Origin of the sequence: Streptomyces sp. NPDC059256 (assembly GCF_042753785.1) — a bacterium.
Lineage (GTDB): Bacteria > Actinomycetota > Actinomycetes > Streptomycetales > Streptomycetaceae > Streptomyces.
On record NZ_JBHYZO010000022.1, the window covers coordinates 16,339 to 39,785 of the forward strand.

19 protein-coding genes are annotated in these 23,447 nt (G+C 68.4%); 4 read left to right on the forward strand and 15 right to left on the reverse strand.

Going from position 1 to position 23,447, the window contains the following annotated elements; all coding sequences use genetic code 11:
* Positions 1 to 197: 197 nt before the first annotated feature.
* Positions 198 to 1,208: a polyprenyl synthetase family protein gene (locus ACFXJL_RS29420; protein ID WP_358880175.1), complete on the reverse strand. Its 1,011-nt coding sequence runs from the start codon at positions 1,206 to 1,208 to the stop codon at positions 198 to 200.
* Positions 1,209 to 1,355: 147 nt separating this feature from the next.
* On the opposite strand from ACFXJL_RS29420, the gene ACFXJL_RS29425 reads away from it, so the two are divergent.
* From ACFXJL_RS29425 to ACFXJL_RS29440, 4 genes are all read left to right on the forward strand, one after another.
* Positions 1,356 to 3,437 carry a CocE/NonD family hydrolase gene (locus ACFXJL_RS29425; RefSeq protein WP_384697332.1) on the forward strand — a complete coding sequence of 694 codons (2,082 nt, stop codon included), beginning with the start codon at positions 1,356 to 1,358 and terminating at the stop codon, positions 3,435 to 3,437.
* Between the two features lie 84 nt (positions 3,438 to 3,521).
* Complete coding sequence (gene fahA / locus ACFXJL_RS29430) at positions 3,522 to 4,754, forward strand: fumarylacetoacetase (RefSeq protein ID WP_358880176.1); 1,233 nt, start codon at positions 3,522 to 3,524, stop codon at positions 4,752 to 4,754.
* 56 nt (positions 4,755 to 4,810) lie between these two features.
* Positions 4,811 to 5,512, forward strand: coding sequence for a hypothetical protein (locus ACFXJL_RS29435; protein ID WP_384697335.1), 702 nt, complete (start codon positions 4,811 to 4,813; stop codon positions 5,510 to 5,512).
* 111 nt (positions 5,513 to 5,623) lie between these two features.
* Positions 5,624 to 6,238 carry a Uma2 family endonuclease gene (locus ACFXJL_RS29440; RefSeq protein ID WP_384697338.1) on the forward strand — a complete coding sequence of 205 codons (615 nt, stop codon included), beginning with the start codon at positions 5,624 to 5,626 and terminating at the stop codon, positions 6,236 to 6,238.
* Positions 6,239 to 6,303: 65 nt separating this feature from the next.
* On the opposite strand, the gene nuoN is transcribed toward ACFXJL_RS29440, so the two are convergent.
* From nuoN to ACFXJL_RS29510, 14 genes are all read right to left on the reverse strand, one after another.
* Positions 6,304 to 7,953 carry an NADH-quinone oxidoreductase subunit NuoN gene (gene nuoN, locus ACFXJL_RS29445; protein WP_358880179.1) on the reverse strand — a complete coding sequence of 550 codons (1,650 nt, stop codon included), beginning with the start codon at positions 7,951 to 7,953 and terminating at the stop codon, positions 6,304 to 6,306.
* On the reverse strand, positions 7,950 to 9,521 hold the full coding sequence (locus ACFXJL_RS29450; RefSeq protein ID WP_358880180.1) for an NADH-quinone oxidoreductase subunit M: 1,572 nt from the start codon (positions 9,519 to 9,521) through the stop codon (positions 7,950 to 7,952). Before ACFXJL_RS29450 ends, nuoN begins: the two co-directional genes overlap by 4 nt.
* Positions 9,522 to 9,526: 5 nt before the next feature.
* Entirely contained in the window at positions 9,527 to 11,428 is a 1,902-nt protein-coding gene (gene nuoL / locus ACFXJL_RS29455) for an NADH-quinone oxidoreductase subunit L (protein ID WP_358880181.1), read from the reverse strand.
* 15 nt (positions 11,429 to 11,443) lie between these two features.
* Entirely contained in the window at positions 11,444 to 11,743 is a 300-nt protein-coding gene (gene nuoK / locus ACFXJL_RS29460) for an NADH-quinone oxidoreductase subunit NuoK (RefSeq protein ID WP_329022030.1), read from the reverse strand.
* Positions 11,740 to 12,633, reverse strand: a complete 894-nt coding sequence (locus tag ACFXJL_RS29465; protein WP_358880182.1) for an NADH-quinone oxidoreductase subunit J — start codon at positions 12,631 to 12,633, stop codon at positions 11,740 to 11,742. The genes nuoK and ACFXJL_RS29465 overlap by 4 nt, the downstream gene beginning before the upstream one ends.
* Positions 12,630 to 13,268, reverse strand: coding sequence for an NADH-quinone oxidoreductase subunit NuoI (gene nuoI / locus ACFXJL_RS29470; RefSeq protein WP_358880183.1), 639 nt, complete (start codon positions 13,266 to 13,268; stop codon positions 12,630 to 12,632). The genes ACFXJL_RS29465 and nuoI overlap by 4 nt, the downstream gene beginning before the upstream one ends.
* Positions 13,261 to 14,643, reverse strand: coding sequence for an NADH-quinone oxidoreductase subunit NuoH (gene nuoH / locus ACFXJL_RS29475; protein WP_329022024.1), 1,383 nt, complete (start codon positions 14,641 to 14,643; stop codon positions 13,261 to 13,263). The genes nuoI and nuoH overlap by 8 nt, the downstream gene beginning before the upstream one ends.
* Complete coding sequence (locus tag ACFXJL_RS29480) at positions 14,640 to 17,150, reverse strand: NADH-quinone oxidoreductase subunit G (protein WP_358880184.1); 2,511 nt, start codon at positions 17,148 to 17,150, stop codon at positions 14,640 to 14,642. Before ACFXJL_RS29480 ends, nuoH begins: the two co-directional genes overlap by 4 nt.
* Positions 17,151 to 17,235: 85 nt before the next feature.
* On the reverse strand, positions 17,236 to 18,612 hold the full coding sequence (nuoF, locus tag ACFXJL_RS29485) for an NADH-quinone oxidoreductase subunit NuoF (protein WP_358880185.1): 1,377 nt from the start codon (positions 18,610 to 18,612) through the stop codon (positions 17,236 to 17,238).
* Entirely contained in the window at positions 18,612 to 19,499 is an 888-nt protein-coding gene (nuoE, locus tag ACFXJL_RS29490; RefSeq protein ID WP_358880186.1) for an NADH-quinone oxidoreductase subunit NuoE, read from the reverse strand. Before nuoE ends, nuoF begins: the two co-directional genes overlap by 1 nt.
* Positions 19,496 to 20,818: an NADH-quinone oxidoreductase subunit D gene (locus ACFXJL_RS29495; RefSeq protein WP_358880187.1), complete on the reverse strand. Its 1,323-nt coding sequence runs from the start codon at positions 20,816 to 20,818 to the stop codon at positions 19,496 to 19,498. The genes nuoE and ACFXJL_RS29495 overlap by 4 nt, the downstream gene beginning before the upstream one ends.
* Positions 20,815 to 21,543 (reverse strand): NADH-quinone oxidoreductase subunit C, encoded by a 729-nt coding sequence (locus ACFXJL_RS29500; RefSeq protein WP_358880188.1) that lies wholly within the window; start codon positions 21,541 to 21,543, stop codon positions 20,815 to 20,817. The genes ACFXJL_RS29495 and ACFXJL_RS29500 overlap by 4 nt, the downstream gene beginning before the upstream one ends.
* Before the next feature lie 88 nt (positions 21,544 to 21,631).
* Entirely contained in the window at positions 21,632 to 22,186 is a 555-nt protein-coding gene (locus ACFXJL_RS29505; protein ID WP_351499170.1) for an NADH-quinone oxidoreductase subunit B family protein, read from the reverse strand.
* Positions 22,187 to 22,204: 18 nt separating this feature from the next.
* On the reverse strand, positions 22,205 to 22,564 hold the full coding sequence (locus ACFXJL_RS29510; protein WP_030494815.1) for an NADH-quinone oxidoreductase subunit A: 360 nt from the start codon (positions 22,562 to 22,564) through the stop codon (positions 22,205 to 22,207).
* Positions 22,565 to 23,447 lie beyond the last annotated feature (883 nt).

Sequence of the window (23,447 nt, forward strand, 5' to 3'; positions counted from 1 at the left end):
GTTCAGATCTCAGGTCGGACTCAATCCACCGACACAATCCACGGCCCTGACCCGGGTCACACTCCGTACGGCCTTGCACCCGGGTCCAGGATTCAGCCCGACGCACCCGACGAGCAATGAGCCATGAGCCCGATGCGATAGCCGGCCAGCGACCGGGACACACCGTGCACCACGTATCTGGCTAACTGGCTATTCGGCTATCCGGCGCGGTGTACCACCGCGTCGCACAGCTCTTCCAGGGCCGCCTTCGCATAGCACTCGGGCAGCGGCGCCAGCACGGCCCGCGCCTCCTGCGCATAGCGGACGGTGTCCCGACGCGCCTGCTCCAGCGCCGGGTGGAGGCGCAGCAGCCGCAGGGCCTCGCCGTGTCGTGTCTCGTCCGTCAGATCGCCGTCGAGGAGTTCGACCAACTCCAGGTCCTCCGGCAGGCCCTGGGCCTGCGCCCGCGCCCGGAGATGGAGTACCGGCAGCGTGGGGATGCCCTCGCGTAGATCCGTACCGGGTGTCTTGCCCGACTCATGGGAGTCGCTGGCGATGTCCAGTACGTCGTCGGCGAGTTGGAAGGCGACACCGAGTCGCTCGCCGTACTGGGTGAGGATGTCCACCACCCGCTCGTCGGCCCCCGACATCATCGCGCCGAACCGGCCCGACACGGCGATCAGCGAGCCGGTCTTGCCACCGATCACATCGAGATAGTGCTCCACCGGGTCCCGGCCGTCGCGCGGGCCCGCGGTCTCCAGGATCTGGCCGGTGACCAGCCGCTCGAACGCCTCGGCCTGGATGCGCACGGCCTCCGGACCGAGGTCGGCGAGGATGTGGGAGGCCCGGGCGAACAGGAAGTCGCCCGTGAGGACGGCCACCGAATTGCCCCAGCGGGCGTTGGCACTGGCGACACCGCGCCGCACCTCGGCCTCGTCCATCACGTCGTCGTGGTACAGCGTCGCCAGGTGGGTGAGCTCCACGACGACCGCGGACGGCACCACGCCGGGGGCGTACGGATCGCCGAACTGTGCCGCCAACATCACCAGCAGTGGCCTGAAGCGCTTGCCTCCGGCCCGCACGAGATGCTGCGCCGCATCCGTGATGAAGGGCACCTCGCTCTTGGTGGCATCGAGCAGACCCGCCTCAACGGCTGACAGTCCCGTCTGGACATCGGCCTCAAGAGCCTGGTCCCGCACGCTCAGCCCGAACGGCCCGACGACGGTCACGAGGGAGTCTCCTGTCTGCTGATAATCACACGGATTGTCGATCTGTCGCTGGATTCACTCAAGTCAGCGTATCCGGTCGCGTTTCGATCACCATGAGCGCCTTCCCGCCACCGACGGTATGTTCGTGATCAGAACATACGACCAGGGATGGGCTCGCTCGGTGTGATCGGCGAAGGACGGCGACCGGACCAGGGCAGGACCGGAGACCGGACCCGACCGGACGGCGAACGGGCTGCACCCGCGCCGCCCAGCGCACCGAGGCCCGCCATGCGCCATCGCCGTCGATTCCCCTATGAAACCAGCCACGAGGACCTGTGGATCCCGCTGGCCGCCAGTGGCACCCACGAGAGCTCGATGCTGTACGCACGCGTCTGGCGGCCCCTCACTCCTGAGCCTGTCCCCGCGCTCCTGGAGTACGCGCCCGACCGGCTCGGCGACTCAACGGCTGCCCGGGACGCCCAACGTCACCCCTGGTACGCGGGGCAGGGCTATGCCTCGGTCCGGGTCGACGCCCGGGGACACGGCAGCAGCCAGGGCATCCCGGACGCATCGGCCGCGCTGCCCGACGGCCTGGCCGTGATCGCCTGGCTGGCGGCGCAGCCCTGGTGCAACGGCCGGATCGGTGCCTTCGGGCTCGGCGCCGGCGCGGGTTGGGCACTTCGACTGGCGGCCCTGGCGCCGGGGCCGCTCGGCGCGGTCGTGGCGGTCTGCGCCCCGCAGCAGGCGCCCGTGGACACCGCACCCGCCCGTCCCGACCACGCCCGCTCCCCCGCGAACCCGTCCCCAGCCGTGTCCCCAGCCGTGTGCGACGCGGTCCCGGTTGCCGTCCCCGCTGCCGTCCCCGCAGATGCGACGCTCTCCCGATCCGCCGATCTCCTCGCGGCCCTGTGTCTGCCCCCGGACCCCCACCACACCGACGCCTCCTGGCGCGCGCTGTGGCTGAACCGGCTGGCGGCCCTCACCCCGCGCTGCCCCGACGAGCCACCGCCGCCCGACGCACAGCTCCCCGCAGGTGGACAACCCCCGCCGGTCCTCGTCGTCAGCGGCTGGCGCGCACCGGGCCATGACGACGTCCTCGCCCGGGTGGCAGGGGCGGCGCCCCCCGATCGCGTCCGCGGGCTGATCGGCCCCTGGTCCGCCGCCCACTACCCCGACCACGGCATCCCCGGACCGGCGATCGGCTTCCTCCAGGAGACCCTCCGCTGGTTCGACCGGCACCTCCGGACCCCCGACGCCGACGTCGGGACGCCGGGTGAGCCCCTGCTGCGCTGCTGGATCGGCGGCCACCGGGCGCACTGGGCCGCCGACACCCGCTGGCCGCCCCTCGACCTCACCCGGACGGCGTACCCCCTGCACGGTCTGCCCGTGACCCTCGTACCCGATGTGCCCCGCTCGGGTCTGCCCTCACCGGAGGCGGCCGATCCGCTCGCCGACGACACACGGGCGATCTGCTGGGACTTCCCCACCGGCACCGAGCCCGTAGAGGTCCTGGGACACCCCCGCGTCACCCTGCGGCTGCAACCGGAGAAACCTCAAAAGGCCAGCAGCCATGTGGTGGCGCGGCTCTGGGACGTCGCCCCCGACGGGTCGCCCACCCTCGTCACGTCCGGCGTGCTGACGCTGCCCGCAAGCCCCGGCAGCACCGAGCACGCGCCCGTCTTTCCGCTGGATGGCACCGGGTACGCCTTCGCCCCGGGGCATCGCATCCGGCTGGCACTGTCCTGCCCGTACTGGCCGTGGCACTGCCCCGGACCGATGGACGCGCCCGGCACCCTCCACCCCGAGGGCTCCCGCCTCGAACTTCCCGTACGCGTACACCCGTCGTCCGAAGAGGGCCCCTGGCCGTTCGACGCGCCCGAGCAGGCCGAACCACTCGGCATCAGTTCCCCGGCGACCCTCGATCCACCGCGCCCGGGACGACGGACGGTCCAGGACGAGACGACGGGGCCGCGACTGGAGACGGTTCCGCACGGCGTCGGCACGTTCCGCCACCCCGACGGGCTGGAGGTCACCGTCGAGGCCCTCGATGTCCACAGCGCCCGCGGCCCCGGGGTCGACGCCCACCGCACGATCCGGCTCCACCGCCCCGATGCCCTCTGGGACGTGAGCGTCGAAACGCACTCGGCTCTCACCCGGGACGAATCCGGATTCGTCACCCGGGACGAGGTGGTGTGCCGCTCGGGACCCGAGATCGTCTTCCATAGGACCTGGCAGCAAAAGCTGCCCTGACCTGCCAGAGGATCACGCTCTGCCGTGCGGGGCACACGTCCACGTAACGTGTCCCCAACACCGTGGAAAGCGAGGCAGGCCCCCATGGCACCCACCCAACAGAGCCCGCTCGACCTGGCCGAGGGCGACCCCTTCGGCCCGCACAACCTCCCGTACGGCGTCTTCACGAGCGCCGCCGAACCCGATCGGCGCCGGCTCGGGGTGCGACTCGGGAACCATGTGCTCGACGTGGGAGCGGCGGCACAGGCCCTCGGCTCCCCGTACGCGGCCCTGCTGGCGCAGCCGAACCTCAATCCGCTGCTGGCAGCCGGCCGGACGGCGTGGCGCGATGTGCGCAGGGCCCTGACGGCGTGGGTGACCGTCCCGGCCCACCGGCCTTCGATAGAGCCGCTGTTGCACCCGCTGGACGAGGTGACCCTGCACCTGCCGTACGAGATCGGCGACTACGTCGACTTCTACGCCAGTGAGCACCACGCCACCAACGTCGGCCGGATCTTCCGCCCGGACGGCGATGCGCTGACCCCCAACTGGAAGCATCTGCCGATCGGTTATCACGGCAGGTCGGGCACGGTGGTCGTCTCCGGGACCGAGGTCGTGCGCCCCCACGGGCAGCGCAAGGCGCCCACTGATCCGCTGCCGGTCTTCGGACCCACGGTGAAGCTGGACATCGAAGCCGAGGTCGGCTTCGTCGTCGGTACGCCATCGGCGCAGGGCAGTTCGGTGGCGCTCGGCGACTTCCCCGACCACGTCTTCGGGCTCTTCCTGCTCAACGACTGGTCGGCGCGGGACATCCAGGCGTGGGAGTACGTGCCGCTCGGCCCCTTCCTCGGCAAGTCGTTCGCCACGTCCGTGTCGGCGTGGGTGACGCCGCTGGAGGCGGTGGAGGCGGCCCGCACCGATCCCCCGGCGCGTGATGTGCCGCTGCTTCCCTACCTCGATGACGCGGACGAGGAGGACAAGGGCGGCTACGACATCCGGATCACGGTCGCCGTCAACGGCCATGTGATCGCGGAGCCGCCCTTCGCGACCATGTACTGGACCGCGGCCCAGCAACTCGCCCAGATGACCGCCAACGGCGCCTCCCTGCGTACGGGAGACCTCTACGGCTCCGGGACCGTCAGCGGGCCCGAGGTCCACCAGCGGGGCTCCCTGCTGGAGCTGACGTGGAACGGCCGCGACCCGCTGGAACTCCCCGAGGGGAAGCGGACGTTCCTGGAGGACGGCGATGTGGTGACCATGACGGCCTGGGCACCGGGTCCCGACGGCGTACGGGTGGGGCTGGGCGAGGTCACTGGCCGAATCGTGCCCTCTACATAGATCTACGCGGCGCAAAATCGGTTGGAACGGTCCCCACGCTGCTGAAGGCTGGCGGTATGGCGGGTAACGAGGGATCGCAGAAGGTGCGGATACGGGAACTGCCCTGGGCCGCCGTCGATCCCCAGCGGCACCCCCACCGCCTCGGGGAGCGCGCATCCGCCGAGTTGGCCGCGCTGATCATTCCGCTGGTGCCGGATGCCAAAGCCCTCCACAGAAGACGGTGGGTCGACCGCAAACCGGTCTGGGATGCGATCGACCCCGTCACCGATCTTCTGGTGGACCGTTTCGGCAGCTGGGCAGCCGGCTGGAACTGGACCGTGGGGGAAGGGGATCGCGACGGGGGTGTGGTGTGCTCCTGGTGCTGCGCGCTCCACTCGGTCAGCACCCCGGCCGACACCGCGGCGCTGGTGCTGGAAGCCCTCCAGGAGTGGCGCGACTGGCTGGAGGAGTTGGCCGACCACTTCGCCGCACTGGCCCCGCCCGCACGGCCCGCGCCCGATCCCCGGCACTGGGCGCGGGCGTGCAGCGATCTGGTCGCCCTGGTCGCCGAGCGCAGCGAGGCCCAGAGCGGCTGGCACGGCCACTGCGAGCAGGTGCTGAGCTGGTTCCTGTCCCATCACGGCCTCCCGGACGAGCGGGCCCGGGCGCTCGTCGCGGCGGCCGTCGACGGCAGCTTCGAGAGCTGGCGAGCCCCCGACCAGCGAATCGTCGCATCGGTGAGCAACCGCTTCGCCCATGCCCTGACGACCCACGGCTGAGCCCTCACCGCGTCAACGACGGCGCCACTCGTCACCCGTTCGCGGGAGGCCGTTCCTCTAGCGGCCCGCTGGGTTGAACCGTCCCGCGAGACTCCTCCCATGGGAGGAGTGATGAGCGTCGAACCCGGGGCCCCGGAACCCACGACCACCTGGCCGACCCCTCCGCCCGGTGGATGGACCGCCGACGACCTGGACACGCTTCCGAACCTGCCTCCGCACACGGAGCTGATCGACGGGAGCCTTGTCTTCGCCGGTCCGCAATCCATCTTTCATGAGCGGGCGATTGACTTCCTCAAGTGGCAACTACTCTCGGTCGTTCCCGAGGACTTCGAGGTGTTCCGCGAACTCACCATCGACATCGACCGGCAGAATCGGCCCGAGCCCGATGTCGTCGTCGTCCGGGCGGATGCCGTGGTGGATTCGGCACAGACCCGGTTGCCTGCCGCGGCAGTGCTCCTCGCGATCGAGGTCGTCTCACCCGACTCGCTGTCCCGTGACCGTGAGGCCAAGCCCCTCAAGTACGCCCGTGCCGGCATCCCGCACTACTGGCGGGTCGAGAACAACGGCGGCTCGGCCGTCGTCTATGTCTTCGAGCGGGAACCGGCCAGCGGCCAGTACACCAGCACCGGCATCTTCCACGACCGGATGAAGGTCTCGGTCCCCTTCGTCGTCGATCTGGATCTCACCGAGATCGCACCCCGGCGCAGGCACGCCCCCCGCCCCTGAGACCGGACGCGCGTGGGCCCGACATCCCCCACGGATGTCGGGCCCACGCGCATTTCACGCGGTGATCAGCGCACGAACACGCCCGCGCTGCTCGCCAGGTCCAGGAAGTACTGCGGGGCCACGCCGAGGACCAGCGTCACCACCACTCCCATGCCGATGGCCATCATCGTCATCGCCGACGGCACGGCGACGGTGGGGCCGTCCGCCTTCGGCTCGCTGAAGAACATCAGCACGATCACCCGGATGTAGAAGAACGCGGCGATCGCGGACGAGATCACACCGACCACGACCAGCGCGCCGGCGCCTCCTTCGGCCGCGGCCTTGAACACCGCGAACTTGCCGGAGAAGCCGGAGGTCAGCGGAATCCCGGCGAAGGCCAGCAGGAAGACCGCGAACACGGCGGCCACCAGCGGCGAACGCCTGCCGAGACCGGCCCACTTGGAGAGGTGGGTGGCCTCACCGCCCGCGTCGCGCACCAGGGTGACCACGGCGAACGCACCGATCGTCACGAACGAGTACGCGCCCAGGTAGAACAGCACCGACGAGATGCCGTCGGGCGTCAACGCGATCACACCGGCCAGGATGAAGCCGGCGTGGGCGATCGACGAGTAGGCCAGCAGCCGCTTGATGTCCGTCTGGGTGATGGCGACGATCGCACCACCGAGCATGGTGATGATCGCGACGCCCCACATGACCGGGCGCCAGTCCCAACTCATGCCCGGCAGGACCACGTACAGCAGTCGCAGCAGGGCACCGAAGGCAGCCACTTTGGTGGCCGCGGCCATGAAGCCGGTCACCGGTGTGGGTGCGCCCTGGTAGACGTCCGGGGTCCACATGTGGAACGGCACCGCGCCGACCTTGAACAGCAGGCCCATCAGGATCATGGCGCTACCGATGAGCAGCAGTGCGTCATTGCCCATGGTGTCCGCGAGGACCGGGTCGATGGTGCGGATGCTGCCGTCGACGACATCGGCGATCTTGGCGTACGAGACGGAGCCCGCGTATCCGTAGACCAGGGCGATCCCGAACAGCAGGAACGCCGAGGAGAACGCGCCCAGCAGGAAGTACTTCACGGCTGCTTCCTGTGACATCAGCCGCTTGCGGCGGGCCAGTGCGCACAGGAGGTAGAGCGGGAGCGAGAAGACTTCCAGGGCGATGAAGAGGGTCAGCAGATCGTTCGCCGCGGGGAAGACCAGCAGGCCCGCGATGGCGAAGAGGGTCAGCGGGTAGACCTCGGTGATGGTGAATCCGGCCCGGACCGCGGACTTCTCGTTGTCGCTGCCGGGCACGGCCGCGCCCTGGGCGGCGAAGGCGTCGATCTGGTGGCCGTTCACCTCGGGGTCGAGCTTGCGCTCGGCGAAGGTGAAGATCGCCACCAGCGAAGCCAGCAGGATCGTCCCTTGCAGGAAGAGCGTCGGTCCGTCGATGGCGATGGCGCCCATGGCGGCGATCCGCACCTTGGTGGTGCCGTAGCCGGCCTCGGCGAGGCCGAGGACCGCCGCGAAGGAGGCCACGATCGCCAGGACGGTGAGGAAGACCTGGGCGTGGTACCGCGCCTTGCGCGGCATGAACGCCTCGATCAGCAGCCCCACGATCGCCGCTCCCACGACGATCAGTACGGGGGCGAGTTGGGCGTACTCGATGTCGGGGGCCTTGATCTGGTCGATCGGACCGGCCGCCGTTGTCCACAGGCTGTGGACACCTGTAGCACTCACTTGGCTGCCTCCACCTCGGGCCGGGGGTCCTTCTTCTCCACGTCGGACATGGTGTGCTCGACCGCGGGGTTGACGATGTCCGTCAGCGGCTTCGGGAAGACGCCGAAGAACAGCAGCAGCGCGATCAGCGGGGTGACGACGACCAGCTCACGCACCCTGAGGTCGGGCATCCCCTGGATCTCGGCCTTCACCGGCCCGGTCATCGTCCGCTGGTAGAGGACGAGGACGTAGAGCGCGGCGAGCACGATGCCCGAGGTGGCGATGATGCCCGCCACCGGATAGCGGGCGAAGGTGCCGACGAGGACCAGGAACTCACTGACGAACGGTGACAGTCCCGGCAGGGACAGGGTCGCCAGACCGCCGATGAGGAAGGTGCCCGCCAGCACGGGTGCGACCTTCTGCACTCCGCCGTAGTCCGCGATGAGCCGCGAGCCGCGACGGGTGATCAGGAAGCCGGCGACCAGCATCAGGGCGGCCGTCGAGATCCCGTGGTTGACCATGTAGAGCGTCGCACCCGACTGCCCCTGGGAGGTCATCGCGAAGATGCCCAGGATGATGAAGCCGAAGTGCGAGATCGAGGCATAGGCGACCAGGCGTTTGATGTCTCGCTGGCCGACCGCGAGCAGCGCCCCGTACACGATGCTGATCAGCGCCAGGACGATGATGACCGGGGTGGCCCACTTCGATGCCTCCGGGAAGAGCTGGAGGCAGAAGCGCAGCATCGCGAAGGTGCCGACCTTGTCCACGACCGCGGTGATCAGGACGGCGACCGGTGCGGTCGCCTCTCCCATCGCGTTCGGCAGCCAGGTGTGCAGCGGCCATAGTGGCGCCTTGATCGCGAAGGCGAAGAAGAAGCCGAGGAACAGCAGCCGCTCGGTGTTGGTGGCCATGTCGAGTTCGCCGCTCGCCCGGGCCGCGGCGATCTCGGAGAGCGAGAAGCTCCCCGCGACGACGTAGAGCCCGATGACCGCCGCCAGCATGATCAGTCCGCCGACGAGGTTGTAGAGGAGGAACTTGACCGCCGCGTACGAGCGTTGGGTGGCCGCCGCCGCGTCACTGCCGGAGTGTGCCCGGTCCCCGAAGCCTCCGATGAGGAAGTACATCGGGATCAGCATGGCTTCGAAGAGGATGTAGAAGAGGAAGACGTCGGTGGCCTCGAAGGAGAGGATCACCATCGCTTCCACCATCAGGATCAGGGCGAAGAAGCCCTGGGTGGGACGCCAACGGGAGCTGGAGTTCTCCAGCGGGTCGGCGTCGTGCCAGCCGGCGAGGATCACGAAGGGCACCAGCAGCGCGGTGAGCGCGATGAGGACGACTCCGATGCCGTCCACGCCGAGCTCGTAGCGGACGCCGAAGTCCTTGATCCAGGAGTGCGATTCGGTGAGCTGGTAGCGATCGCCACCGGGCTCGAACCGCACGACGACCAGCGCGGCCAGTACGAAGGTGGCGAGCGAGAACCCGAGCGCCATCCACTTGGCCGTGGTCCTGCGCGCTGCGGGAACGGCGGCCGTGGCGATCGCACCGATTGCCGGGAGCGCCGCTGTCGCCGTGAGGAGCGGGAAGGACATGTCAGTTACACCGCCCTCATCAGCAGGGTCGCGGCGATCAGCACCGCCGTACCTCCGAACATCGAGACGGCGTACGAGCGGGCGTAGCCGTTTTGGAGCTTGCGCAGTCGGCCCGAGAGCCCGCCGACCGAGGCGGCCGTGCCGTTGACCACGCCGTCGACCAGGGTGTGGTCGACGTAGACGAGCGAGCGGGTGAGGTGTTCGCCGCCGCGGACCAGGACCACGTGGTTGAAGTCGTCCTGGAGCAGATCGCGGCGGGCGGCGCGGGTGAGCACCGAGCCGCGGGGGGCGACGACCGGAACGGGCCGGGACTTGCGCCCGTACATCACCCAGGCGATCGAGACACCGATCAGCAGGGCGACGACGGTCGCTCCGGTGACGGTGGTGGCGCTGATCGGCGCATGGCCGTGGTCCCAACCGGTGACCGGTTCGAGCCAGTTGAGGAAGCGGTCGCCGATGCCGAAGATGCCGCCCGCGAAGACCGAGCCGAAGGCCAGGATGATCATGGGGATGGTCATGGACTTCGGGGACTCGTGCGGATGGGGCAGATGCCCTTCGGCGTCCGGCTGCCAGCGCTTCTCACCGAAGAAGGTCATCAGCATCACGCGCGTCATGTAGAACGCGGTGATCGCGGCGCCCAACAGGGTGATGGAGCCGAGGATCCAGCCCTCGGTGCCGCCCTTGGCGAAGGCCGCCTCGATGATCATGTCCTTGGAGAAGAAGCCGGACAGGCCCGGGAAGCCGATGATGGCGAGGTAGCCCAGTCCGAAGGTGACGAAGGTGACCGGCATGTGTTTCCGCAGGCCACCGTACTTGCGCATGTCGACCTCGTCGTTCATGCCGTGCATGACCGAACCGGCACCGAGGAACAGGCCGGCCTTGAAGAAGCCGTGCGTCACCAGGTGCATGATCGCGAAGACATAGCCGATGGGCCCGAGGCCAGCAGCCAGGATCATGTAGCCGATCTGCGACATCGTCGAGCCGGCCAGCGCCTTCTTGATGTCGTCCTTGGCGCAACCGACGATCGCACCGAACATCAGCGTGACCGCACCGACGATGACGACGACCAACTGTGCGTCGGGCGCGGCGTTGAAGATCGCCCCCGACCGCACGATGAGGTAGACGCCCGCGGTGACCATGGTGGCCGCGTGGATCAGGGCGGAGACCGGGGTCGGGCCCTCCATCGCGTCCCCCAGCCAGGACTGGAGCGGCACCTGCGCCGACTTGCCGCAGGCGGCCAGCAGCAGCATCAGACCGATCGCGGTGAGCATGCCCTCGCTGGTCTCGCCGACCGACCCGAGGACCGGCCCGAAGGCGAAGGTCCCGAAGGTGGTGAACATCAGCATGATCGCGATGGACAGGCCGATGTCACCGACGCGGTTGACGAGGAACGCCTTCTTCGCCGCGGTCGCCGCACTCGGCTTGTGCTGCCAGAAGCCGATCAGGAGGTACGAGGCGAGGCCGACGCCCTCCCAGCCGAAGTACAGCAGCAGGTAGTTGTCCGCGAGGACCAGCAGCAGCATCGCCGCGAGGAAGAGGTTCAGATAGCCGAAGAAGCGGCGGCGCCGCTCGTCGTGCTCCATGTACCCGATGGAGTAGACGTGGATCAGGGTGCCCACGCCGGTGATCAGCAGGACGAACGTCATCGAGAGCTGGTCGAGCTGGAAGGCGATGTCGGCCTGGAAGCCGCCGACGTCGATCCAGGTGAACAGCTTCTGGTGCAGGGCCCGTTCGTCGGCGCTCTTGGTGAGCATGTCGATGAACAGCACCGCACCGATGAGGAACGAGGTGCCGGAGAGTGCGGTGCCCAGCAGATGGCCGGTGCGATCGAGTCGTCGCCCGCCGCACAGCAGCACCGCCGCTCCGAGCAGTGGCGCCGCGATGAGCAGCGCAATGAGATTTTCCACGGATCAGTCAGCCCCTCACAGCTTCATCAGGCTGGCGTCGTCGACCGAGGCCGAGTGGCGGGAACGGAACAGCGACACGATGATCGCCAGCCCGACCACGACTTCTGCGGCGGCGACGACCATCGTGAAGAAGGCGATGATCTGGCCGTCGAGGTTGCCGTGCATCCGGGAGAAGGTGACGAGCGCGAGATTGCAGGCGTTGAGCATGAGCTCGATGCACATGAACACGACGATGGCGTTGCGTCGCAGGAGCACACCGGCCGCGCCGATGGTGAACAGCAGGGCGGCGAGATAGAGGTAGTTGACCGGATTCACCGTGTGGCCTCCTCTTCGTCCCGGTCGGGTGCGGCGCCGTCACTCCGGTCCGCATCCGCCCCGCCGCCCTCACGGGCGAGCCCCTTGCGCCCGAGCCGCTCCTCGGAGCGCTGTTCGAGGGCCTTGAGGTCGTCCAGCGCCTGCTGGGAGACATCGCGGATCTGGCCGCGATCCCGCAGGGTCTTGCTGACGGTGAGGTCGGACGGGGTGCCGTCGGGGAGCAGTCCGGCGATGTCCACGGCGTTGTGCCGGGCGTAGACGCCGGGTGCGGGCAGCGGCGGCAGGTGCTTGCCCTCGCGGACCCGGTCTTCGGCGAGTTCGCGCTGGGTCTTGGCCCGCTCGGTGCGCTCCCGGTGGGTGAGCACCATCGCGCCGACGGTCGCCGAGATCAGCAGCGCACCGGTGATCTCGAAGGCGAAGACGTACTTGGTGAAGATCAGGGCGGCGAGCCCCTCGACATTGCCGCCGTAGGCGCCGTTGGCCGCGCTCAGCCCGGTGAAGTTGTTCAGCGAGGCGTTGCCGATGCCGGCGATCAGCAGGACTCCGAAGCCGAGGCCGCAGAGCGCTGCGAGCCAACGCTGGCCCTTCAAGGTCTCCTTGAGGGAGTCGGCTGCGGTGACACCGACGAGCATGACGACGAAGAGGAACAGCATCATGATCGCGCCGGTGTAGACGACGACCTGGACGATGCCGAGGAAGTACGCCCCGTTGGCGAGGTAGAAGACCGCCAGGATGATCATGGTTCCGGCGAGGCAGAGCGCGCTGTGCACGGCCCGCCTCATCAAGATGGTGCACAGCGCACCGATCACCGCGACCGTCCCGAGGATCCAGAACTGCACGGCCTCGCCGGTGGACGTGGTGCTCGCGGCGAGTGTGTTCAGGGCGTTCATGCGCCGACCGCCTTGTGCCCGGCCGGCTCGCCCTCACCTGAGGTGGCGGCGTCCTGCGGCTTGTCCCCCTCGGGGGCCTTGGAGGCGGCTTTCTGCTGGACGGTGCCGGGGGCGGCTTCGGTGACCAACCCCCGGTAGTAGTCGCCCTCGTTCATACCGGGGAAGATCGAGTGCGGCGCGTCCACCATGCCCTCGTCCAGACCGGCGAGCAGTTGCTCCTTGGTGTAGATGAGGTTCTCGCGGGAGCTGTCCGCCAACTCGAACTCGTTGGTCATGGTCAGCGCGCGGGTGGGGCAGGCTTCGATGCACAGCCCGCACAGGATGCAGCGGGCGTAGTTGATCTGGTAGACGCGGCCGTAGCGCTCGCCCGGGGAGTAGCGCTCCTCCTCGGTGTTGTCCGCGCCCTCCACGTAGATCGCGTCGGCCGGACAGGCCCAGGCGCACAGCTCGCAACCGACGCACTTCTCCAGACCGTCGGGGTGACGGTTGAGCTGGTGCCGTCCGTGGAAACGCGGAGCGGTGACCTTCTGCTGCTCCGGGTACTGCTCGGTCAGCCGCCGCTTGAACATGGCCTTGAAGGTCACGCCGAAGCCGGCGACGGGATTGTGGAACTTGCCCTCGGATGCCTCAGACACCGTCAGCCTCCTTTCCGTCACGAGGTCCGTCACTCGAAGTGTCCGGGCCGCCACTGACAATCAACTCGCGCTCCCGGCGCGGACGCCTGCGCGGTACGGGCGGCAGGGTCTGGCCGGGCAGCGGCGGAACCGGGTAGCCACCGGCCATGGGGTCGAAGTCGGCGTTCTTCGCGGCGGCTTCCGCCTCGCGCTCCTGCTTGTCCTTCTTGCCGCGGAACATGTCCACGACCAGGGACAGCAGGAGTACGGCAATGACCGCGCCGCCCACGTACAGCAAGATCTCCTGGAACTGGTAGTCCTCGTTCCGCAGCGCTCGCACGGTGGCCACCAGCATCAGCCAGAGCACCGAGACCGGGATCAGGACCTTCCACCCCAGCTTCATCAGCTGGTCGTAGCGGACCCGGGGCAGCGTGCCGCGCAGCCAGATGAAGAAGAACAGCAGCAACTGGACCTTGATGATGAACCAGAGCATCGGCCACCAGCCGTGGTTCGCGCCCTCCCAGAAGGTGGAGATCGGGTAGGGGGCGCGCCAGCCGCCGAGGAAGAGGGTCACCGAGACGGCGGAGACGGTGACCATGTTGACGTACTCGGCGAGCATGAACATCGCGAACTTGATGGAGCTGTACTCGGTGTTGAAGCCGCCGACCAGGTCGCCTTCGGACTCCGGCATGTCGAAGGGGGCGCGGTTGGTCTCGCCCACCATCGTGATGACGTAGATGATGAAGGAGACCGGTAGCAGGATCACGAACCACCGGTCCGCCTGCGCCTCCACGATCGCCGAGGTCGACATCGACCCGGAGTAGAGGAAGACGGAGGCGAACGCCGCGCCCATCGCGATCTCGTACGAGATCATCTGGGCGCAGGAGCGCAGTCCGCCGAGCAGCGGATAGGTGGAGCCGGACGACCAACCGGCGAGCACGATGCCGTAGATGCCGACCGATGCGATCGCGAGGACGTAGAGCATCGCGATCGGCAGGTCGGTGAGCTGCATCGTCGTGCGGTGGCCGAAGATGGACACCTCATTGCCCGACGGCCCGAAGGGAATGACCGCGATCGCCATGAAGGCGGGCGCGGCGGCGATGATCGGCGCGAGGATGTACACCACCTTGTCCGCGCGCTTGACGATGACGTCTTCCTTGAGCATCAGCTTGATGCCGTCGGCGAGCGACTGGAGCATGCCCCAGGGGCCGTGCCGGTTGGGCCCGATGCGCAGCTGCATCCAGGCGACGACCTTGCGCTCCCACACGATGGAGAGCAGCACGGTGACCATGAGGAAGGCGAAGCAGAACACGGCCTTGATGGCGACGAGCCACCAGGGATCGCGCCCGAACATCGACAGGTCCTCCGCCGCGAGGAACTGGACCTCGGCGATCATGAGCGCACCTCCGGCGCGTCCGTTGCGGCATCCGAGGGTGCCGGCGCCGGTCCGATGCGGACGAGCTCGCCGGGGTGGGCTCCGGTGTCGGAAGCGACTCCGCCGCCCACCGAGTTCAGTGGCAGCCACACCACGCGGTCGGGCATCTCGGTCACCTGGAGCGGCAGTCGAACGGTGCCGGCCGGGCCGCTGACGGCCAGGTCGTCGCCGTTCTTGACGCCGGTCGCCGCAGCGGTGGCGGCGGAGAGCCGAGCGACGGCCGCGTGCCGCGTTCCGGCGAGTGCCGCATCGCCCTGCTGGAGCAGCCCCTGGTCGAGCAGGAGCCGGTGTCCGGCGAGTACGGCCTCGCCCTCGCCGGCGCGGGGAACCGGCCGGGCGGAGTGCATCGGCTCGGACGCCCGCGCACCGGTCCAGCCGGCGAACCGGTCCAGTTCCCGGCGTACGGAGACGAGGTCGGGGAGTCCGAAGAAGACGTCCATCTCGTCGGCGAGCATGTGGAGCACCCGCGCGTCATTGGGTGCGAGGGTGCGCGTCATCTGCTCGGGCTTGAGCGCCGCGTCGAACATCCGGGCCCTGCCCTCCCAGTTGAGGAAGGTGCCGGGCTTCTCGGCGACCGCGGCGACCGGGAAGACCACGTCGGCCCGGTCGGTCACTTCGCTCGGCCGCAGCTCCAGCGAGACGAGGAAGCCGACCGCGTCCAGGGCGGCGCGGGCCAACGTCGGATCGGGCAGGTCAGCCACCTCGACACCCGCCACCAGCAGCGCGCCGAGTTCACCGTTGGCCGCGGCCTCGATGATCTGGCCGGTGTCGCGGCCGTAGCGGTGCGGCAGTTCGCGCACCCGCCAGACCTCGGCGGTCTCTTCCCGTGCCTGCGGGTCGGTGGCCGGACGGCCGCCGGGCAGCAGGGAGGGGATCGCTCCGGCCTCGATCGCGCCGCGTTCGCCGGCCCGGCGTGGGATCCACACCAGTCGGGCGCCGGTCGCGGTCGCGGTCCGTACGACGGAGGTGAGTCCTCCGGGTACGCCCGCGAGTCGCTCGCCGACGACGATCACCGCACCGTCACCGCGCAGCGCTTCGGCCGCCGCGGCGCCTTCGCCGTCGAGCCCCACCCCGCCCGCGAGCGCGTCCAGCCACTCGGTCTCGGTGCCGGGTGCGGCCGGGAGCAGGGTGCCGCCGGCCTTCGCGAGCCCGCGGGTGGCGTGGCTGGCGAGTGCGTAGGTGCGCTGACCGCGCTGGCGATGGGCCTTGCGCAGCCGCAGGAAGACCCCGGGGGCCTCCTCCTCGGACTCGAAGCCGACGAGCAGGACCGCGGGTGCCTTCTCCAGCACGGAGTAGGTGACGCCGCGTCCATCGAGGTCCCGCCCGTGGCCCGCGACCCGGGCGGCCAGGAAGTCGGCCTCCTCGGACGAGTGGACCCGGGCCCGGAAGTCGATGTCGTTGGTGTCGAGGGCGACCCGGGCGAACTTGGCGTACGCATAGGAGTCCTCGACGGTGAGCCGGCCACCGGCCAGCACGCCCGCCCTACCGCGGGCGGCGCCCAGTCCCTCGGCCGCCTTGGCCAGTGCCTCCGGCCAACTCGCCGGCTGGAGGACGCCGTCAGCGTCGCGCACCAGCGGGGTGGTGAGTCGGTCCCGCTGCTGTGCGTAGCGGAAGCCGAACCGGCCCTTGTCGCAGATCCACTCCTCGTTGACCTCGGGGTCGTCGGCGGCGAGCTTGCGCATCACCTTGCCGCGCCGGTGGTCGGTGCGGGTCGCGCAGCCGCCCGAGCAGTGCTCGCACACGCTGGGTGTGGAGACCAGGTCGAAGGGCCGGGAGCGGAAGCGGTACGCCGCCGATGTGAGCGCGCCGACCGGGCAGATCTGGATGGTGTTGCCAGAGAAGTACGACTCGAACGGGTCGCCCTCACCGGTACCGACCTGCTGGAGGGCGCCCCGCTCGATCAGCTCGATCATCGGGTCGCCGGCGATCTGGTTGGAGAACCGGGTGCAGCGCGCGCACAGGACGCAACGCTCGCGGTCCAGGAGCACCTGGGTGGAGATCGGCACCGGCTTCTCGAACGTCCGCTTCTTGCCCTCGAAGCGGGACTCGGCGTCGCCGTGGGACATCGCCTGGTTCTGGAGCGGGCATTCGCCGCCCTTGTCGCAGACGGGGCAGTCCAACGGGTGGTTGATCAGGAGCAGCTCCATCACGCCCTTTTGCGCCTTCTCGGCGACGGGCGAGCTGAGCTGCGACTTGACGACCATGCCGTCGGTGCAGGTGATGGTGCAGGAGGCCATCGGCTTGCGCTGGCCCTCGACCTCGACGATGCACTGGCGACAGGCGCCGGCGGGGTCGAGGAGGGGGTGGTCGCAGAACCGGGGGATCTCGACACCGATGAGTTCGGCGGCCCGGATCACGAGCGTGCCCTTGGGCACGCTGATCTGGACGCCGTCGATGGTCACCGAGACAAGGTCCTCGGGCGGGACGGCTGCGCCGCCTCCGGCCGGGTTGGACGTGGTGACGGTCATGCCCACACCTCCGCGCGGTGCGAGTCGGACTGTCGTGCTCCGCTCGCAGGTCGGACTGCGCCGGCACTCGGCGCGTGCGCCACGGTCATGCGGACACCTCCAGGTGCTTGTCGGCCCACGCGGTGGTCTTCGCGGGGTCGAAGGGACAGCCGCGCCCGGTGATGTGCTGCTCGTACTCGTCGCGGAAGTACTGGAGCGACGAGAAGATCGGGGACGCGGCACCGTCGCCGAGCGCACAGAAGGACTTGCCGTTGATGTTGTCGGCGATGTCGTTGAGCTTGTCGAGGTCGGACATCAGGCCCTTGCCCGCCTCGATGTCCCGCAGCAACTGGACCAGCCAGTACGTTCCTTCGCGGCAGGGCGTGCACTTGCCGCAGGACTCGTGGGCGTAGAACTCGGTCCAGCGGGTGACGGCCCGCACCACGCAGGTCGTCTCGTCGAAGCACTGGAGCGCCTTGGTCCCGAGCATGGAACCGGCCCCGGCGACGCCCTCGTAGTCGAGCGGTACGTCGAGGTGCTCGTCGGTGAGGATCGGGGTGGACGATCCGCCGGGGGTCCAGAACTTCAGTCGGTGTCCGGGGCGCATCCCACCGCTCATGTCGAGCAGTTGGCGCAGGGTGATCCCGAGCGGCGCCTCGTACTGGCCGGGTCCCGAGACATGGCCGCTGAGGGAGTAGAGCGTGAAGCCGGGGGACTTCTCGCTCCCCATCGATTTGAACCAGTCCTTGCCGCGTTGCAGGATCGCGGGAACCGAAGCGATGGATTCGACGTTGTTCACCACAGTGGGGCACGCGTACAGACCGGCGACCGCGGGGAAAGGGGGTCGCAGCCGGGGTTGGCCGCGGCGACCCTCCAGTGAATCCAGCAGTGCGGTCTCTTCACCGCAGATGTACGCCCCGGCGCCGGCGTGCACGGTGAGTTCGAGGTCGAGTCCGCTGCCGAGGATGTTCTTGCCGAGGTAGCCCGCTTCGTACGCCTCGCGCACCGCCTCGTGCAGTCGCCGCAGTACGGGGACGACCTCACCGCGCAGATAGATGAAGGCGTGGTTCGAACGGATCGCGTAGCAGGCGATCACCATTCCCTCGATGAGGGAGTGCGGGTTGGCGAAGAGGAGCGGGATGTCCTTGCAGGTCCCGGGCTCCGATTCATCGGCGTTGACAACAAGATAGTGAGGCTTGCCGTCCCCCTGCGGAATGAACTGCCACTTCATCCCGGTGGGGAAGCCGGCGCCGCCGCGTCCGCGCAGACCGGAGTCCTTGACGTACGCGATCAGGTCGTCCGGGGGCATCGCGAGGGCCTTGCGCAGTCCCTCGTAGCCCTCGTGCCGTCGATAGGTCTCCAGCGTCCAGGACTTGGGGTCGTCCCAGAAGGCGGAGAGCACGGGAGCGAGCAGCTTCTCGGGGCTCGTCTCCGCTCCGGCTCCGGGGCGGGAGGTCCCACCGTATTCGGGTGCCAACGTCATCACTCCCCCTCCTCGGTGACGGGTCCGGCCGGGTGGCTCGGGTCGGAGTCCGAGGTCCTTTGGGGCGCGTCATGGGAGCTGAGGTGCTGGGACGCCGACCTCTGCTCATCGCTCGCGCCGTCCGCCCCGTGGTGGGTGCGGTCCTGCGGTCCGCCGCGCGGGGAGACCACACGGGCGGGGATCGGCTCGCCCTTGGCCAGTCGCAGCCCGATCAGGGACGCGGGGCCGGCGCCGCCGGTCGCGTCCACGGCGCCGGGCCGCTCGTCGGGGAAGCCGGCGAGGATGCGCGAGGTCTCCTTGAAGGAGCACAGCGTCGCCCCGCGGGTCGGCTCCACCGGGCGCCCGGCCCGCAGGTCGTCGACCAACTGCCGTGCGGACTGCGGCGTCTGGTTGTCGAAGAACTCCCAGTTGACCATCACCACGGGGGCGAAGTCGCAGGCCGCGTTGCACTCGATGTGCTCCAGCGTGACCTTGCCGTCGTCGGTGGTCTCGTTGTTGCCCACGTCGAGGTGCTGCTTGAGGTCCTCGAAGATCGCGTCGCCGCCCATGACGGCGCACAGCGTGTTGGTGCAGACGCCCACCTGGTACTCACCCGACGGCTTGCGCCGGTACATGCTGTAGAAGGTGGCGACCGCGGTGACCTCGGCGGTCGTCAGTTCCAGCACTTCGGCGCAGAAGCGCATGCCGGTCCGGGAGACGAAGCCCTCCTCGGACTGGACCAGGTGCAGCAGGGGCAGCAGCGCGGAACGGGAGTCCGGGTAGCGGGAGATGACCTCCTTGGCGTCCGCCTCCAACCGGGCGCGTACGTCGGCCGGGTAGTCGGGTGCGGGGAGCTGGGGCATTCCCAGCTGCACCTCTTGGTTGGGCTGGGCCGGCTCGGTCTTCATCGGTCGACGCCTCCCATCACGGGGTCGATGGACGCGACGGCGACGATGACATCGGCGACCTGGCCGCCTTCGCACATCGCTGCCATGGACTGGAGGTTGGTGAAGGACGGGTCGCGGAAGTGGACCCGGTAGGGGCGGGTGCCGCCGTCGGAGACGACGTGCGCGCCCAGTTCGCCCTTGGGCGACTCCACGGCGGCGTACGCCTGTCCCGGCGGGACCCGGAATCCCTCGGTCACCAATTTGAAGTGGTGGATCAGGGCTTCCATGGAGGTGCCCATGATCTTCTTGATGTGGTCCAGGGAGTTGCCGAGCCCGTCCGGACCGAGTGCCAACTGCGCCGGCCAGGCGATCTTCTTGTCGGCGACCATGACCGGTCCCGGCTCCAGCCGGGCGATGCACTGCTCGACGATCCGCAGCGACTGGCGCATCTCCTCCAGCCGGATCAGGAACCGGCCGTAGGAGTCGCAGGAGTCGGCGGTCGGCACGTCAAACTCGTAGTTCTCGTAGCCGCAGTACGGGTCGGTCTTGCGGAGGTCGTGCGCGAGACCGGCCGAGCGCAGGATCGGTCCGGTGGCGCCGAGCGCCATGCATCCGGTGAGGTCGAGATAGCCGATGTCCTGCATACGGGCCTTGAAGATGGGGTTGCCGGTGGCGAGCTTGTCGTACTCCGGCAGGTTCTTCTTCATGGTCTTCAGGAAGTCGCGCAGTTGGTCGATGGTGCCCGGGGGCAGGTCCTGGGCGAGGCCACCGGGGCGGATGAACGCGTGGTTCATCCGAAGGCCCGTGATCAGTTCGAAGAGGTCCAGGATCAGTTCGCGGTCCCGGAAGCCATAGATCATGATCGTGGTGGCGCCCAGTTCCATACCGCCGGTGGCGATGCAGACCAGGTGGGACGAGAGCCGGTTGAGCTCCATCAGCAGAACGCGGATGACGGTCGCCCGATCCGGGATCTGGTCCTCGATGCCGAGCAGCTTCTCCACGGCCAGGCAGTACGCCGCCTCGTTGAAGAACGGGGTGAGGTAGTCCATGCGCGTGACGAAGGTGGTGCCCTGGGTCCAGGTCCGGTATTCGAGGTTCTTCTCGATGCCGGTGTGGAGGTAGCCGATGCCACAGCGGGACTCGGTGACGGTCTCGCCGTCGATCTCCAGGATCAGCCGGAGCACACCGTGTGTGGAGGGGTGCTGCGGGCCCATGTTGACGACGATCCGCTCGTCGTCGGCCTTGGCCGCGCTCTCGACGACCTCGTCCCAGTCACCGCCGGTGACCGTGTAGACGGTTCCCTCGGTGGTCTCGCGGGGAGATGCGTGCGATGTGCTCATGAGTACGACCTCCGCTGGTCAGGAGCCGGAATCTGAGCGCCCTTGTATTCGACGGCGATACCACCGAGCGGATAGTCCTTGCGCTGGGGAAAGCCCTGCCAGTCGTCCGGCATCATGATCCGGGTGAGGGCGGGGTGGCCGTCGAAGATCAGCCCGAAGAAGTCGTACGTCTCGCGCTCGTGCCAGTCGTTGGTCGGGTAGATCGAGACCAGTGACGGGACGTGCGGGTCGCTGTCCGGCGCGGAGACCTCCACGCGGATCAACCGACCGTGGGTAAGCGACCGCAGGTGGTAAACGGCGTGCAGTTCCCGGCCCTTGTCGTCCGGGTAGTGCACCCCGCTCACCCCCGTACACAGTTCGAACCGCAGGGCGGGATCGTCGCGCAGGGTGCGGGCGACGGTCAGCAGGTGCTCGCGCTCGATGTGGAAGGTCAACTCGCCCCGGTCCACCACCGTCTTGTCGATGGCGTTCTCGGGGACGAGCCCCTGCTCCTCCAGCGCGCCTTCCAACTCGTCGGCCACTTCGTCGAAGTAGCCGCCGTAGGGGCGGCTGGCCGGCCCCGGCAGACGCACGGAGCGGACGAGACCACCGTAACCGGAGGTGTCACCGCCGTTGTTGGCGCCGAACATGCCGCGTTGGACGCGGATCTCCTCGCCGTGGTCGCCGCGCTGGCCCGGAAGGTTCTGTTCGCTCAGTTCCTTCTCGGGATTCGGCTGGTCGGTCATCGCTGTACCTCTTCGGTGGCTTCTTGGCCCGTGCGGCACGCAGGCACCGCCTGCGCGAGGTGCGGCACCGGGGCCGCAGGTACGCGGCTCATCGGAGCAACCCCTTCATCTCGATCAGGGGGAGCGCCTTGAGGGCCGCCTCCTCCGCCTCGCGGGCGGCTTCCTCCGCGTTGACCCCGAGCTTGGTGGACTGGATCTTCTGATGGAGTTTCAGAATCGCGTCCATCAACATCTCGGGGCGGGGCGGGCAACCGGGCAGATAGATGTCGACCGGGACGATGTGGTCAACGCCCTGCACGATGGCGTAGTTGTTGAACATGCCGCCCGACGATGCGCAAACACCCATGGAGATGACCCACTTGGGGTTGGGCATCTGGTCGTAGACCTGTCGCAGGACGGGGGCCATCTTCTGGCTGACCCGGCCCGCCACGATCATCAGATCGGCCTGTCGCGGCGAACCGCGGAAGACCTCCATGCCGAACCGGGCGAGGTCGTATCGGCCCGCGCCCGTCGTCATCATCTCGATGGCGCAGCAGGCCAGTCCGAAGGTCGCCGGGAAGACGGATGCCTTGCGCACCCAGCCCGCGGCCTGCTCGACAGTCGTCAGCAGAAATCCGCTCGGCAGCTTCTCTTCGAGTCCCATTTGGTGCCTCTCAGCCCCTCAGTCCCATTCCAGGCCGCCGCGTCGCCATACATACGCATAGGCGACGAAGACGGTGAGCACGAAGAGCAGCATCTCCACGAGCCCGAAAAGCCCCAGGGCGTCGAAGGTGACCGCCCAGGGGTAGAGGAAGACGATCTCGATATCGAAGACGATGAACAGCATCGCCGTCAGGTAGTACTTGATGGGAAAGCGACCGCCACCGGCCGGCGTCGGAGTCGGCTCGATGCCGCACTCATACGCTTCAAGCTTTGCCCGGTTGTACCTTTTGGGGCCGATTAGCGTGGCCATGACCACGGAGAAGATCGCAAACCCTGCCCCGAGGGCGCCGAGTACAAGGATGGGCGCGTAAGCATTCACCCTCCTCGCTCCTTCCAGTCGTCCTTGACCGCGTGGACCGCACCGGGCGTCTTTTTCGAGCCGCCTCGAAGATCGTGTTCATGTGAGGCAGTTCACAAGCCCGACTGCCCCGCATCCTATGCCCGCCGGTCTGTGATCTGCGACACGGGGTCGGTAACCGCCCTTGTGATCTCCACCACCCGACGAAGGACCGCCAAGCCGGATGAGAGGTGATCTTCATACGTGAAGCGCGCGAGTGGTCACCAGAAGTGACAACCGATGGTGTCGTGGCTGGTGAAAGGGGGTCTGCTTTATCAAGGCAAGGCATGCCTAAGCAAATTCGCACCCGTCGCCGAGGGGTGATAGTGCCATCGCATCACCCGCCCGAAGGGGCTCCTCGGGCCGGTGTGAGCGAGGGGGCGGCGGGAGCGGAGCGCGTGCACGCGTTCACGATCTCGGGCGGACCTTCACGCCGATCTGACGGACACCGTGGTAACACCCGGTGCACGGACGGTGACTCCATCACCACCGAGAGGTGCGCGGAAAAGCGCTGAGGGGACCCTCAGAAAAGAGGCACCCCGCCCGCATTGCCGAATGGACCCCTCGTTACTCTGTGATGCGGTCGGCATTCCCAGGGTCACCACGGGGAGTTGCGGCCCGAAGATCGCAATAAGCGACCACTCTTGACGCGCGGAGATCGCCACGGCCCTTGCTCATCCCTCACCCCGAAGATCGCCGACGCCTTTCCGGCATCCATGCGCCATGGAGCAATTCATCTGACGATCCGTCACTCTCACCGCCATGGCGCCATTCATTCTGTGACCTGCATCACAGGCTTGAATCGCGAGGAAAGCCGGGCTTGGCCAACGGTCTTAACCAATGGTAGGCGAGGGGCAATTCGGAC

Excerpts from the sequence above, each read along its gene's own strand:
- ACFXJL_RS29425 (WP_384697332.1), top strand. The coding sequence starts at position 1,356 with ATGGGCTCGCTCGGTGTGATCGGCGAAGGACGGCGACCGGACCAGGGC.
- fahA (WP_358880176.1), top strand. The coding sequence starts at position 3,522 with ATGGCACCCACCCAACAGAGCCCGCTCGACCTGGCCGAGGGCGACCCC.
- ACFXJL_RS29435 (WP_384697335.1), top strand. The coding sequence starts at position 4,811 with ATGGCGGGTAACGAGGGATCGCAGAAGGTGCGGATACGGGAACTGCCC.
- ACFXJL_RS29440 (WP_384697338.1), top strand. The coding sequence starts at position 5,624 with ATGAGCGTCGAACCCGGGGCCCCGGAACCCACGACCACCTGGCCGACC.
- ACFXJL_RS29450 (WP_358880180.1), bottom strand. The coding sequence starts at position 9,521 with ATGTCCTTCCCGCTCCTCACGGCGACAGCGGCGCTCCCGGCAATCGGT.
- ACFXJL_RS29465 (WP_358880182.1), bottom strand. The coding sequence starts at position 12,633 with ATGAACGCCCTGAACACACTCGCCGCGAGCACCACGTCCACCGGCGAG.
- nuoH (WP_329022024.1), bottom strand. The coding sequence starts at position 14,643 with ATGATCGCCGAGGTCCAGTTCCTCGCGGCGGAGGACCTGTCGATGTTC.
- ACFXJL_RS29480 (WP_358880184.1), bottom strand. The coding sequence starts at position 17,150 with ATGACCGTCACCACGTCCAACCCGGCCGGAGGCGGCGCAGCCGTCCCG.
- nuoF (WP_358880185.1), bottom strand. The coding sequence starts at position 18,612 with ATGACGTTGGCACCCGAATACGGTGGGACCTCCCGCCCCGGAGCCGGA.
- nuoE (WP_358880186.1), bottom strand. The coding sequence starts at position 19,499 with ATGAAGACCGAGCCGGCCCAGCCCAACCAAGAGGTGCAGCTGGGAATG.
- ACFXJL_RS29495 (WP_358880187.1), bottom strand. The coding sequence starts at position 20,818 with ATGAGCACATCGCACGCATCTCCCCGCGAGACCACCGAGGGAACCGTC.
- ACFXJL_RS29500 (WP_358880188.1), bottom strand. The coding sequence starts at position 21,543 with ATGACCGACCAGCCGAATCCCGAGAAGGAACTGAGCGAACAGAACCTT.
- ACFXJL_RS29505 (WP_351499170.1), bottom strand. The coding sequence starts at position 22,186 with ATGGGACTCGAAGAGAAGCTGCCGAGCGGATTTCTGCTGACGACTGTC.